This is a genomic window from Pseudomonas oryzihabitans, from assembly GCF_001518815.1.
Taxonomy (GTDB): Bacteria; Pseudomonadota; Gammaproteobacteria; order Pseudomonadales; family Pseudomonadaceae; genus Chryseomonas; species Chryseomonas oryzihabitans_E.
This window is the reverse complement of the sequence record NZ_CP013987.1, coordinates 2,652,111-2,665,017: the sequence shown is the minus strand read 5'-3', so window position 1 is coordinate 2,665,017 and position 12,907 is coordinate 2,652,111. Positions and strand designations below refer to the sequence as shown.

The window sequence follows — 12,907 nt, the reverse complement described above, 5'->3', positions numbered from 1 at the left end:
TTATACCCTAGTAACTGGCTTTAATAGATGGCTGGCTATGCCGGCCATCATAGTTCTTCAAGGAAATGGCCGTCATCCAGCCACCACCCCACAGGCCGCCCTGATCTCCCTGGCCAATTCCAGCAGCACCCCGGCATAGCGTTCCTCGATCTCCGCTTCCGACAGCGGGGTGGCCAGGCTGATGTTGAGGGCATGGGTGCGGTAGCCGGGGAGGCCGAGGGGGGTGGCGATGGCGACCACTTCGGGTTGCCAGGCAGCCAGGCAGTAGCCCTTGCTGCGGACGCTGGCGATGGCGGCGCGGATCTCCTGTTCCAGCGGCGCCCGGCGTGCCTCGCAGCGGCGGGCGCAGAAGGTGGCGATCAGCGTCTCGCGCTGGGCTTCGCCCAGGCCGGCGAGGCAGGCGCGACCCAGGGAGGTGATGTCCATCGGTAGGCGCTGGCCGACCAGGACGTTGCGCGGGGTCTTGCGTTGACTCAGGCGAATCGACTCCAGGTAGATCATCTCGTCGCGGTCCGCCGCCGCCAGGCTTACGTTGACCTGGTGTTCCCGCGCCACCTTGATCATCAGCGGCGAGGCGGCCTGCAAGAGGCTGCTGCCCTGGTGCATGGCATGGGCCAGGCCGAGAAAGGTCGGCGCCAGGCGATAGGCGCTGCGGCCGCCGTCGTAGTCCAGAAAGCCGGTGCGCACCAGGGTCTGGGTCAGGCGGCTGACGGTGGACTTGGCCAGGCCGAGGAGGTCGCTGAGGTCACCATTGGTGAGGTATTCGGTGCCCGGACGAAAGGCCCGCAGGACATCCAGGCCACGCTCCAGCGAGCGGTTGGCCGGCGCCTTGCCCTGGCCAGGCATGTCGGCGGCGTTCGGCTCGGCGATGGCGTGTTCCACCTGGTGGAATGGCTGCGTTGTCATGACAGGTCTCCTCGCGCAGATTGATTTCAAGCCTGGCGCAGATCCGGGCAGCCAATCAACCCAAGAATAAGAGAGAGGCCTCCCATGACGACAGCTCCCGAATCGTCGACCCCCATCGAGCTGACGGTGACCCAGGGCATCGCCACCCTGACGCTCAACCGTCCTGAAGCGCGCAACGCCATCAGTGACGACATGCGAACGCTGCTGATCGAGCACCTGGAGCGTATCGCCGCCGACAGCGAGATCAAGGCGCTGATCCTGACCGGTACCGGCAAGGGCTTCTGCGCCGGTGGCGACATCAAGGGCATGCAGGCGCGCATGAGTGCGCCGGCCGGTTCGGTGGCCTTCAACGGCTGGAAGCGCCAGCAACGGGTTCACCACGCCGTTTCGCTGCTGCACAACCTGCCCAAGCCGACCATCGCCGCGGTCAACGGCGCCGCCACCGGGCTGGGCTGCGACATGGCATTGAGCTGCGACTTCATCATCGCGTCCGAGCAGGCGTCCTTCGCTATGAGCTACATCGCCCGAGGCCTCATCCCTGACGGCGGTGGCCTTTATTTCCTGCCACGGCGGGTCGGCCTGAGCCGGGCCAAGGAATTGATCTTCACCGGTCGTACCGTCGCGCCGGGCGAAGCCGAGCGCATCAACATGATCGACCGGGTGGTGCCCCACGACGCCTTGCTGCCAGCGGCCCAGGACTGGGCGCTGCAACTGTCCGCCGGTTCCGCCACGGCACTGGGCCTGAGCAAGTCGATCCTCAACAATACCTTCGAGCTGACCCAGGGCCAGATCTCGGCCATGGGCAGCCAGGCCCAGGGTATCTGCTACACCTCCAGCGAGCATCAGGAGTCGGTCGCCGCCTTCCTGGCGCGCAAGAGCACGGGTGGCCAGCGATGAGCGCCCTCGACCGTCTGCTCAGCCCGGCCAGCGTCGCCGTTATCGGCGCCTCGGGCGACGCCCGCAAGACCTCCGGCCGACCCATCGCCTTCCTGCGCAAGCATGGTTTCCAAGGACGCCTCTACCCGGTCAATCCGCGCTACGAGGAGATCGACGGCCTGCGTTGCTATCCCTCCATCGCCGAGTTGCCCGAGGTGCCGGACGTGGCCGTCATCCTGCTGGGTGCCGAACGCGCCAATCAGGCGGTGGCCGAACTGGCGGCGCTGGGCTGTGCGGCGGCCATCGTGCTGGCCGGCGGCTATGGCGAAACGGGGGAGAGCGGCATCCGCCGCCAGGCGGAACTCCAGGCCGCGCGCGGCGGCATGCGTATCCTCGGCCCCAATACCATCGGCCTGGTCAACGTCAGCGAGCGCATCACCCTGTCCGCCAGTGGCGCCCTGGACATGGACGCCCTGCTGCCGGGCAAGGTGGCCCTGGTCTCCCAGAGCGGCGGCATCCTTGGCGCCTTGCTCTCTCGCGGCGTGGCGGCCGGCATCGGCTTTTCCAAGCTGATCTCCACCAGCAACGAGGTGGATCTGGATGTCGCCGACTTCGTCGACCACCTGGCTGACGATCCGGCGACCGCGGTGATCGCCCTCTACCTCGAAGGGCTGCGCGACACCGCCAGGTTCACCCGCGCCGTGGGCCGGGCCCGCGCCGCCGGCAAGCCGGTGGTGGTGTTCAAGGTCGGCCGTTCGGAAGCCGGCGCCAGCGCCGCGGCCTCCCATACTGGCGCCCTGGCCGGCTCGGACGATCTCTATTCGGCTTATTTCCGTCAGCTTGGGGTGATCCGCGCGGAGACCTTCGCCGACCTGCTGGACATTCCCTTCGCCCTGGCCAGTGGCCGGGTGATGCAGGGCACCCGGGTGGCCATCCTCACCTCCACCGGTGGCGCCGGCACCCTGATCGCCGACAATCTGGGCGTCAACGGCTACCAGACCCCGCCGCCCGGCGCGGAGACGGCGGCGCGGCTGCGGGCCCTGGACGTCGGCGACCAGGCGGTGCTCGACCGCAACCCCATCGACCTGACCCTGGCGGGCCTGCAACCCGAGGTGATGCGCGGCGCCATCAGCATCCTGCTGGACAGCCCCGACTACGACGCGGTGATCAGCGTGGTGGGCTCTTCCGGCGTGGCCCAGCCGCACCTGATGGCCGATGCCATCCGTGACAGCCTGGCCCATTCGACCAAGCCGGTCCTGGCCTATATCAGTCCCCATGCGCCGGCAGCGGCGCAGCGTATCAACGGCTCGGGCGGCGTAGCCTTCAGTGCCCCTGAAAGCTGTGCCGGTGCCCTCAAGGCCCTGGCCCTGCAGGGCAGCTTCGCTCGCCAGCGGCAGACCCAGGTCGGTACCGTCGCGGATACGGCAGGGGTCACCTTGCCCGGTCTGCAACCGGGTCCACTGGACGAGGCGCGCAGCAAGCAGCTCTACGAGACCTTTGGCATTCCGGTCACCCGCGAGCGGGTAGTGGGTGACGCGCGTCAGGCCGAAGCGGCGGCTCGCGAACTGGGTGGCGAGGTGGTACTCAAGGTGCTCTCGGCGCGCATCCCGCACAAGAGCGAGGTGGGCGGCGTGGCCCTGCGCCAGCGACCCGACGGGATCGGTGCGCGTCTGGAGCGCATGCGCGACGAGGTGACCACCCAGGTCGGCTTCGAACCCGAGGCCTTCCTGGTGCAGGAAATGGTCAGCGGCGGCGAGGAGCTGATCCTCGGTTTCACCCGTGATCCGCAACTGGGCCCGGCGCTGCTGCTCGGCATGGGCGGGGTGACGGCCGAACTGTTCCAGGACACCACGCTGCGCCTGCTGCCGGTGACCCTGGAGGATGCCCGGGAAATGCTCGCCGAATTGCGTACCTACCCCTTGCTGGACGGCTATCGCGGCCGACCCAAGGCCGACGTCGATGCGGCGGCGCATTGCATCGTGGCGTTCTCCGACATGGCCCTGCGTCTGGGCGAGCGCCTGCAGGAAGCCGAAATCAATCCGCTGCTGGTCAGGCCGCAAGGGCAGGGCGTGGTCGCCCTCGACGGTCTGACGGTGCTGAGCTGAAGCGTCACTGTTCCACAGGGTAGAACAGCGCCATTGCCGCTCAGGTTCACCCTTGCATAATCCAAGAACGCTTCATTTCTGACTCATAACAATAAGTAGGTCACTATGAACAGCTTCCAGATCAACTTCCCATGGTGTGCATTCCTACCGTCAGGCGCCGTCGCGTCGTTCATGAGTCCTGAACCCGACGCCACGTCCTCGAACCGGGAGTAATGCCATGTCCGCCGTACTGAAGAACGCCAGCCCTCGCGAGCCGATCGGTGGCATCGCCCCGGCGCCCACCGTGATTTCCTTTCGCAACGTCGCCAAGGCCTTTACCGTCAAGGGCGTGGCGAAACAGGCTTCGCACAGCATTACTGTCGACATCCAGCAAGGCCAGGTGGTGACCATCGTCGGTCCTTCCGGCTGCGGCAAGTCGACCCTGCTCAACATGGTGGCCGGCCTGTTCGCCCCCACTGAAGGCCAGGTGCTCTACGGTGGCCAGCCGGTGAAGGGCATCAACGGCCGCACCGGCTACATGACCCAGAGCGATCACCTGCTGCCCTGGCGCGACGTGGCCGGCAACATCGCCGTGCCCCTGGAGATCCGTGGCGTAGGCAAGGCCGAACGCCAGGCACGCATCCGCGACCTGCTGGCCCTGGTCGGCCTGGAAGGGCACGAGAAGGCCTATCCCAGCCAGCTATCCGGGGGCATGCGCAAGCGTGCCGCCCTGGCCCGGCTGCTGGCCTACGATCCCGAGACCCTGCTGATGGACGAGCCCTTCGCGGCGCTCGATGCCCAGCTGCGCATGCGCATGCAGACCGAGTTATTCAAGCTCAGTCGCCAGCTGAAGAAGACCGTGCTGTTCGTTACCCACGACCTGGACGAGGCGGTGGCCCTGGGCGATCGCTGCCTGATCTTCTCCGGTCGCCCCGGCACCATCGTCCGCGACGTGCCCATCCCCCTGGGCGACGAACGCAACATCCTGCAGCTGCGCAAGGACCCGCGGTATCACCAGCTCTGCGGTGATCTCTGGGAATTCATCACCCCGAGCCAAGACGCCTGAGCGGCCCACCCCTGGAGAATCCTGCTATGAACATCTTTCTCGGCCGCGTCGCCATCTTTGCCGTCATCCTGCTGTCCTGGCAGTTCGCCTCGGGACCGCTGGTGGATCCCTTCTTCGTCAGCTCGCCCAGCGAGATCGGCGGCCGCTTCGTCGAGCTGGTCTCCAGCGGCCGGCTGTTCGCCCATGGCTGGATCACCGTCGTCGAGACCCTGGCCGGCTTCTTCTGCGGCGCCTGCGCCGGGATCAGTGTCGGCCTGCTGCTGGGCCGCAACGAGACCCTGGCCAAGCTGCTCGACCCCATCCTGATCTCCATCTACAGCCTGCCCAAGGTGGCCCTGGCGCCGCTGTTCATCATGTGGTTCGGCATCGGCATCGAGATGAAGATCATCCTGACCGCCACCATCGTGTTCTTCCTGGTGTTCCTCAACACCTACAGCGGCGTGCGCGCCGTGGAGCGCGAGCAGTTGGAGATCCTGCGGCTGATGGGCGCCAAGGAACATCACCTGATCGGCAAGGTGGTGCTGCCCTCGGCCATCCAGTGGGTGTTCACCGGGCTCAAGCTGTCGGTGCCCTATGCGCTGATCGGTGCCATCGTCGGCGAGATCATGGCGGCCAACCGGGGCCTGGGCTACCTGCTGCAGGACGCCGCCGGCCAGCTGGACACCGCCGGGGTCTTCGCCGCGCTGCTGGCGATCATCTTCCTGGCGCTGCTGCTGCAGGCGGCGGTGCGCAAGCTGGAAACCGCGCTGATGCCCTGGAAGAAGGAACAGGACGCCCGCGAACTCTCGATCTGATCGCCCCTACTACCCATTACAAGAAGAAGAGAGGTCTTTGCCATGTCGTTCAAGCGTCTGTTTTCCGCCCTCGGCCTGAGTGCCGCGCTGCTCACCGCTACCCCCGCCGTGCAGGCCGATGAAGCGGTCAAGGTGGCCATAGGTACCGAAGGTTTCGTGCACATGCCGCTGTTCGTGGCGCTGGATGCCGGGCTGTTCAAGAAGCACGGGCTGGACGTCAGCCTGGTCAAGTTCAAGGGTGGCGGCGCCGCCGCCTCCGGGCTGGTCAGCCGCTCGGTGGAGTTCTGTTCCTGCGCCATCCAGAACGCCATCAACGCCAAGGTGAAGGGCGCCGACGTGACCCTGCTGGGGCGCATGGTCGGCCAGTATGCGAGCAACGTGGTGATCCGCCAGGAGGTGGCCGACCGCCTGGGGCTGAACGCCAACTCCACCGTCGAGCAGCGCCTGGCCGCCTTCAAGGGGCTGCGCCTGGCGGTCAGCGGTACTGGCGGCAGCGCCGACTTCCTGGTGCGCTTCCTCGGCCAGGAAGCCAAGCTGCAGTCGGAGAAGGACTTCACCCTGCTGTACCTGAACAACGGCGGCGCCATGCTGGCCGCCTTCGCCCAGGGCCGCATCGACGGCTTCGCGCTGTCGTCGCCGGCGTCGGACAGCGCGGTGATCGAGCAGAAGGGCTTCACCCTGCTGGACATGTCCGAGGGCCAGGTGAAGGCCCTGGACGGCTATCCTTCCATCGCCCTGAGCGCTCGCCGCGAGTGGTCGCAAGAGCACCCGGACACGGTCAAGGCCTTTCTCGCCGCGCTCAGTGATGCCACCCAGCTGATCAGCCAGCATCCGGACGAGGCCGCCAAGGCCGTGCGCACCCGCTTCGAGGGTGTCAACGACGAGGTCTATGCCGCCGCCTGGAAGAACAACCGCAAGTCCTTCCCCGCGACGCCCTATCTCACCGATGAAGACGTCCAGCGCGCCATCACTTTCCTGGGTCAGATCCAGAACACCCAAATCCCCGGTACCGCCGGCGATTACCTGACGCAGGTGCGCTGACCCGCGCGCTTCCTTCCATCCCCCTGGCGCGCCGTGGGTGGCCAGGGTTCGGTAGAGACCTCCTATGCACAGGCATCATGACAAGCCGATCCTGGCGGCAGGGCTGGGTATTGCCCTGCTGTCGCCCCTCACCTATGCCGAGGGTTTCCTCGAAGACAGCAAGGCCACCCTGGAGCTGCGCAACTTCTATATGAATCGCGACTTTCGCGACGGCGGCGGCCAGTCCAAGCGCGAGGAGTGGGGCCAGGGGTTCATCCTCAAGTACGAATCCGGCTTTACCCAGGGCGCCCTTGGCTTCGGCCTGGACGCCCTGGGCCTGGTGGGGTTGAAGCTCGATTCAGGCCGTGGCCGCACCGGCACCGGTCTGCTGCCGGTAGACGACGAGGGCCGCGCACCCGGCGAGTACGCCAAGGCCGGGGCGACCTTCAAGGCGCGCCTCTCCAAGAGTGAGTTGCGGATCGGCACCCTGCTACCGCGCTGGCCGACCCTGGTCACCAACAATGGCCGCCTGCTGCCCCAGACCTTCGAGGGCAGCCAGTTCGAATTCAAGGAGATCAAGGGTCTGACCCTGACCGGCGCCAACATCCAGCGCACGGTTTATCGCGACAGCTCCGGGGCCGACGGCCTTTCGCTGAACAACAAGAATCGCCGTTTCAGCGGTTCCCTGGAAGGGGGAGATTTCAATGTCGTCGGCGCCCTCTATCGCTTCGGCACCACCACCGATGTAAGCGCCCAGTACGCCGTACTGGAGGATGTCTATCGCCAGCGCTTTCTCGGCCTGACCGACCGCCGCAAGGGCGACTGGGGCGCCTTCCTCACCGAGGTGCGGCTGTTCGACAGCGACGACGAGGGCAGCGCCCGCGGCGGGCGGATCGACAACCGCGCCTTCAGCGCCCTGGGTACCTACAAGCGCGCCGGCCACTCCCTGGGCCTGGGCTATCAGAAGATGTCGGGCTCAACGGCCTTTCCCTACGTCAATGGCACCGATCCCTATCTGGTCAACTTCGTCCAGGTGGGCGACTTCGCCGAGACCAATGAGCGTTCCTGGCAGGCACGCTACGACTACGACCTGGGTCGACTGGGTATTCCTGGCCTGAACTTCATGACGCGCTTCGTACGCGGCAGCCAGGCCGAACTGCGCGGAGGCGCGTCCGGCGGCGAGCGAGAACTGGATGTGGAGCTGCAATACGTGCTGCAGGGCGGCTCGCTCAAGGGCCTGAACCTGCGCCTGCGCAGCGCCACCTACCGTTCCGATTTCTCGCGGGACGCCAATGACGTCCGCGTCATCGCCAGCTATCCGCTGTCGCTGCTCTGACCCTTCGGGAGACCTCATATGACCACCGTAACCCTGCAACGGATCGACGCCCTGGGCGTCATCACCCTGGACCATCCACCGGTCAATGCCCTGTCCCGCGAGGTGCGTGCGGGGCTCCTGGCACGGCTGCAGGAGGGCTTGGCCGATGACGGGATCCAGACCCTGGTGATCACCTGCGCCGGACGGACCTTCGTCGCCGGCGCCGACATCCGCGAATTCGACCTGCCGCTGCAGGAGCCCCATCTGCCGGAGGTGCTGGCGGCCCTCGAAGCCTCGCCCAAGCCGGTGCTCGCCGCGCTGCATGGCACGGTATTGGGCGGTGGGCTGGAACTGGCATTGGCCTGTCATTACCGGGTCGCGGCGACCGGCACCACCTTCGCCTTGCCGGAAGTCAGCCTGGGCTTGATCCCGGGCGCGGGCGGCACCCAGCGCCTGCCGCGCCTGGTTGGCGCACCCCTGGCGCTGGACATGATCGTGGGCGGCACGCGCCTGGATGCCAGCGCGGCGCTTGGCGCGGGGCTGATCGATGGTCTGGGCGAGGGTGCGCCGCTGGCCCTGGCCCAGGGCTTTCTGCGTGAACATCCCCCCTTGTCGCCACGGCCGACGGCGGCGCAGACGGTATCTCCGTTCGACCCCGACGCCTTCGAGGTCCAGGCGCATACCTTGCTGCGCAAGCTGCCGGGCCAGGAGGCACCCGTGCTGGCGCTGGATGCCTTGTGCGGTGCCTGGCAGCTGCCGCTGTCCGCCGCCCTGCAGCGCGAGCGTGAGCTGTTCGTTGCCCGGCGCGAGTCCGCCCAGGCCCGAGCCCTGCGCCATGTGTTCTTCGCCGAGCGCGCCCTGGCGGGTCGTAACCGCGCCCTGGCCAAGGCGGCGCCTCCCGTAGCGTTGCGGCAGGTGGCGGTGATCGGCGCGGGGCTGATGGGCAGCGGTATCGCCCTTTGCCTGGCCAACGCCGGCTTGGCCACCGTCCTGATCGATACCCAGCCCCAGGCCTTGGAGCGAGGCCGCGCCACTATCGACAGCTATTTCTCCGGGGCCCTGGCCAAGGGCCGCCTGACGGCCGATCAGGCCAACGCGCGCGCCGCCCTGATCCGCTGTGAAGCGACCCTGGACGCGGTAGCCGACGCCGATCTGATCATCGAGGCGGTGTTCGAGGATCTGGCGGTCAAGCAGGAGGTCTTTCGCCAGCTCGATCGCTTGGCCAAGCCCGGCGCCATCCTGGCCACCAACACCTCCTATCTCGACATCGATGCCATCGCCGGAGTGACCGGCCGACCGGAGGCGGTGATCGGCATGCACTTCTTCAGCCCGGCCCAGGTGATGACGCTCCTGGAGGTGGTTCGGACCCGCGCGGTCGCGCCCGCCGTCCTGGCCAGTACCCTGCAACTGGGCGAGCGTCTGGGCAAGACCACGGTGGCGGTGGGCAACTGCCATGGCTTCGTCGGCAATCGCCTGCTCGCGGTGCGTGAGCGCGAGGCGACCCTGCTGGTGGAAGAGGGCGCCGCCCCCGAACAGGTCGACCAGGTGCTGCGTGAATTCGGCTTTCCCATGGGTCCCTTCGAGCTGCGTGACCTGGCCGGGATCGACATCGCCTGGCGCAATCGCCAGGGGCGGGGTGAATCCCTCAGCCCTGCCGAGCGGGCCTGCGACCTGATCGAGCAGCTGCACGCCCTCGGTCGTCTTGGCCAGAAGTCCGGCGCCGGCTACTACCGCTATGAACCGGGTCAGCGCCGGGGCCAGGCGGATCCCCTGGTCGCAGAGCTGCTCGCCGCCCACCGTGAGCGCCGGGGCGTCACCCCACGCAGCTACAGTGATACGGAGATCCTCGAACGCTGCCTGTTCGTGATGATCAACGAGGCGGCCTGGCTGCTGGAGGAGGGCATCGTCGAGCAAGCAGTGGACATCGATCTGGTCTGGCTGCACGGCTACGGCTTTCCGCGCTATCGCGGCGGGCTGCTGTACCACGCCGACGAGTGTGGGCTGGAGCGGATCGTCACCACCCTGGAAGGCTGGTCCGCCGCCCTGGCCGAGCGCGGGACGCGAATCTCGCCGCGGCTCAGGCAGCTGGCGGCCGAAGGCCGGACATTTCTGGACCTATGAGTCGAAAGCAGCACCCTGAGCGACGCTACATATCCGATAGCGCCCCGTTCTTTGACCTTTCGTTCGCGCACCCCTAGGGTCAGGCAAGGGTGTATTCGTCAGACGATTTCGCCCGATCGGAATACCAATTCAGGCAATGGGAGTGTCAGATGTCTTTTGCTCGTTCGGCTTTGGCCAATCGCTTTTCCGCAATGATTATTACGGCGGCGACCGCCACCCTGTCGCTACCCCTGGCTGCGGCACCCACCGTCGAGGGCGCCCTGTCCTCGGTGCAGGGCGATGCCCGGGTCACCAAGGCGCTGGACGCGCTGCGCGCCGATGATGGTCGCACCTTCACGGAACAGAAGCACATCGCCCAGATTCCCTCGCCGCCGTTCAAGGAAAAGGTGCGCGCCGAGTATTACCTCAAGCGTTTCCAGGAGCTGGGCCTGAAGGACGCCAGCATCGCCCCGGAAGGCTATGTGATCGCCACCCGCAAGGGCAGCGGCCAGGGTCCGCAGCTGGTGGTCTCGGCGCACCTGGATACGGTGTTCCCCGAGGGCACCGACCTGACCCTCAAGGAAAAGGACGGCAAGACCTACGGCCCCGGTATCGGCGATGACGCCCGGGGCCTGGCGGCGCTGCTGTCGGTGATCGACGCCCTGAACAAGAGCGGCATCGAGACGGTGGGTGATCTGGTGTTCGTCGGCACCGTGGGCGAGGAGGAGCTGGGCAACCTGCGCGGGGTGAAGGCCCTGTTCAAGGATCGCCAGGGCATTGATGGCTTCATCTCGGTGGACGGCATCGACGTGCGGCGGATCGTCAATCGCGGCACCGGCAGCCACCGCTACGAGATGACCTTCAAGGGCCCGGGTGGCCACAGCTTCGCCGAATTCGGTCGACCCAGCGCCATCCACGCCATGGGTCGCGCCATTGCCAAGATCGCCGAGGTGCGTCCGCCCAAGGAGCCCAAGACCACCTTTACCGTGGGCACGGTGCAGGGCGGCACCTCGGTCAACGCCATCGCCGGCGAAGCGCGCCTGACCCTGGACATGAGATCCAACGAGGAGGCCGCGCTGCTGGCCGAAGAGAAGGAGATCCTGGCCCTGGTGCAGGACGCGGTGAAGGAGGAGAACAAGCGCTGGGACACCGATCAGATCTCGGTCGACATCAAGCTGATCGGTGATCGTCCAGCCGGTGGCACGGCGGAGGATTCGCCCATGGTACAGACGGCGCAGCGCTCCATCGCGGCGGTAACCAATGGCGCCAAGGTCACCTTGAGCGGTGGCAGCACCGACTCCAACACCGCCATGTCCCTGGGTGTGCCGGCCATGACCATCAGCGGCGGCGGGGAGGGCGGCAGTGCCCACTCGCTGGCGGAGTGGTACAAGCCGGTGGACGCCTACCAGGGCCCGCAGAACGTGCTGCTGACCAGCCTGACCCTGGTGGGCGTCAAGGGCGTCAGCGAGCCGGTGCTGCAGGCCCACGGCAAGTAGCGGCAGGCAGACCCTGGCGTCCGCAATAGACGCCAGGGTGGGGATAGCTACTCGGAAGCCGGTTTCAATTTCAGGCACGCCAGGGAGCTGACCAGGATGGCCAGGCCGGACAGCGGGTACAGCAGGGTCGAAGGCACCAGCGGGATGAGCACGCCCGCCAGCAGCGGCCCCACGCTGGCACCCACGTCGCGCCACATGGCGTTGGACGCTAGCGCCGGTAGCCGTGCCTGACCCGGATGGCGGGTGGCGACCAGGGTCACCACCAGGGGGATCTGCAGGGCGCGCAGGATGAGCACCCCGCCGGCGCCGAGGATCAGCCAATGGAAGCCGAAGGCGGTCAGCGATAGCGCCGTCAACGTCGAGCAGGCCACCAGCATGGGCGCTGCGCCATAGCGATCCGCCGCCCGGCCGCCGAGCGGGCTGAGCAGCATGTCGGACACATAACGCAGCGCCATCAGCAGCCCGGCCACCAGCACCGCGTCGCCGCCCAGCACCGCCTGGGAAAAGGCCGACAGGCCAAAGATGAACAGACCGTCCAGGGTCACTCCTTCGATGAAGGACCAGGTGACGATGCGATCCGGCCAGCGCAGGCGGCGCCCGGGTGCCGGTAACTGGTGCCCGGCGCTGGGCAGCCCCAGCGCCAGCAGCAGGCCGATCAGGCAGAGGCCGCTGCAGAGCAGCAGCACCGCGCGCGGCCCGTATTGCAGGGTGAGCCAGGCACCCGCGGATAGGGCGAGCATGGGACCGATGGCGATCAGCGACCGGGACGTACCGGTGCGCCGGGCAGCACCGGCCGGATCGGCGGTGGCCAGCACCTGGGTAGACAGGTTGAAGGTGGCGAAACTCAGGCCCCAGGCCAGGCGGAGTCCCAGCAACGCCCAGAAGCCCGAGAGGTTGGCATTGCCCAGGGCGCAGAGCGCGGCCACCGCGGCGGCCACCACCAGGCTGCGCCGATCGCCGAAACGGGCATAGAGCTGCACCACGTAGCGATAGCCGACGATGCGGATCACCCGGTTGGCGGCCAGCAGGATGCCGGCTTCGATCAGGGTGATGCCGAAGACCGAGGCGTACATGGGCAGGACGAGGTAGAGCAGCACGTCGCTGGGCAGGCAGAAGGCGAGGGCGATGGCCGCGCGCCGGGAGGCCTGGTCGACGGACCGGGAAGAGGTCATGCGCGAGGAATTCCTGTAGACGAGGTGACATCCAGCCCGATGGTCGGCGGCTGGACAGCGGATTGCAGGGACGGCCCG

Annotated in this window: 10 protein-coding genes; 8 read left to right on the top strand and 2 right to left on the bottom strand. The window is 67.2% G+C overall.

The window, feature by feature from the left end:
- Positions 1–72: 72 nt before the first annotated feature.
- On the bottom strand, positions 73–906 hold the full coding sequence (locus APT59_RS12325) for an IclR family transcriptional regulator (RefSeq protein ID WP_059315109.1): 834 nt from the start codon (positions 904–906) through the stop codon (positions 73–75).
- Positions 907–990: 84 nt separating this feature from the next.
- On the opposite strand from APT59_RS12325, the gene APT59_RS12320 reads away from it, so the two are divergent.
- From APT59_RS12320 to APT59_RS12285, 8 genes are all read left to right on the top strand, one after another.
- A complete protein-coding gene (locus APT59_RS12320; protein WP_059315108.1) occupies positions 991–1,803 on the top strand; it encodes an enoyl-CoA hydratase/isomerase family protein in 813 nt (270 codons plus the stop codon).
- On the top strand, positions 1,800–3,887 hold the full coding sequence (locus APT59_RS12315; RefSeq protein WP_059315107.1) for an acetate--CoA ligase family protein: 2,088 nt from the start codon (positions 1,800–1,802) through the stop codon (positions 3,885–3,887). Before APT59_RS12320 ends, APT59_RS12315 begins: the two co-directional genes overlap by 4 nt.
- 217 nt (positions 3,888–4,104) lie before the next feature.
- Positions 4,105–4,932 carry an ABC transporter ATP-binding protein gene (locus APT59_RS12310; protein WP_017641234.1) on the top strand — a complete coding sequence of 276 codons (828 nt, stop codon included), beginning with the start codon at positions 4,105–4,107 and terminating at the stop codon, positions 4,930–4,932.
- Positions 4,933–4,958: 26 nt separating this feature from the next.
- A complete protein-coding gene (locus APT59_RS12305) occupies positions 4,959–5,726 on the top strand; it encodes an ABC transporter permease (protein WP_059315106.1) in 768 nt (255 codons plus the stop codon).
- 42 nt (positions 5,727–5,768) lie between these two features.
- On the top strand, positions 5,769–6,767 hold the full coding sequence (locus APT59_RS12300) for an ABC transporter substrate-binding protein (protein ID WP_059315105.1): 999 nt from the start codon (positions 5,769–5,771) through the stop codon (positions 6,765–6,767).
- Between the two features lie 64 nt (positions 6,768–6,831).
- On the top strand, positions 6,832–8,082 hold the full coding sequence (locus APT59_RS12295) for an OprD family porin (protein WP_059315104.1): 1,251 nt from the start codon (positions 6,832–6,834) through the stop codon (positions 8,080–8,082).
- A gap of 18 nt (positions 8,083–8,100) precedes the next feature.
- Positions 8,101–10,182, top strand: a complete 2,082-nt coding sequence (locus APT59_RS12290) for a 3-hydroxyacyl-CoA dehydrogenase NAD-binding domain-containing protein (RefSeq protein WP_059315103.1) — start codon at positions 8,101–8,103, stop codon at positions 10,180–10,182.
- 149 nt (positions 10,183–10,331) lie between these two features.
- Positions 10,332–11,657: a M20/M25/M40 family metallo-hydrolase gene (locus tag APT59_RS12285; RefSeq protein ID WP_059315102.1), complete on the top strand. Its 1,326-nt coding sequence runs from the start codon at positions 10,332–10,334 to the stop codon at positions 11,655–11,657.
- Between the two features lie 47 nt (positions 11,658–11,704).
- On the opposite strand, the gene APT59_RS12280 is transcribed toward APT59_RS12285, so the two are convergent.
- The gene (locus APT59_RS12280; protein WP_059315101.1) at positions 11,705–12,829 is read right to left on the bottom strand and encodes an MFS transporter; all 1,125 of its coding nucleotides are present in this window, start codon (positions 12,827–12,829) and stop codon (positions 11,705–11,707) included.
- Positions 12,830–12,907 lie beyond the last annotated feature (78 nt).

Coding starts and splice junctions, on each gene's coding strand:
- APT59_RS12320 (WP_059315108.1), top strand. CDS start 991: ATGACGACAGCTCCCGAATCGTCGACCCCCATCGAGCTGACGGTGACC.
- APT59_RS12295 (WP_059315104.1), top strand. CDS start 6,832: ATGCACAGGCATCATGACAAGCCGATCCTGGCGGCAGGGCTGGGTATT.
- APT59_RS12315 (WP_059315107.1), top strand. CDS start 1,800: ATGAGCGCCCTCGACCGTCTGCTCAGCCCGGCCAGCGTCGCCGTTATC.
- APT59_RS12280 (WP_059315101.1), bottom strand. CDS start 12,829: ATGACCTCTTCCCGGTCCGTCGACCAGGCCTCCCGGCGCGCGGCCATC.
- APT59_RS12305 (WP_059315106.1), top strand. CDS start 4,959: ATGAACATCTTTCTCGGCCGCGTCGCCATCTTTGCCGTCATCCTGCTG.
- APT59_RS12290 (WP_059315103.1), top strand. CDS start 8,101: ATGACCACCGTAACCCTGCAACGGATCGACGCCCTGGGCGTCATCACC.
- APT59_RS12285 (WP_059315102.1), top strand. CDS start 10,332: ATGTCTTTTGCTCGTTCGGCTTTGGCCAATCGCTTTTCCGCAATGATT.
- APT59_RS12300 (WP_059315105.1), top strand. CDS start 5,769: ATGTCGTTCAAGCGTCTGTTTTCCGCCCTCGGCCTGAGTGCCGCGCTG.
- APT59_RS12310 (WP_017641234.1), top strand. CDS start 4,105: ATGTCCGCCGTACTGAAGAACGCCAGCCCTCGCGAGCCGATCGGTGGC.
- APT59_RS12325 (WP_059315109.1), bottom strand. CDS start 906: ATGACAACGCAGCCATTCCACCAGGTGGAACACGCCATCGCCGAGCCG.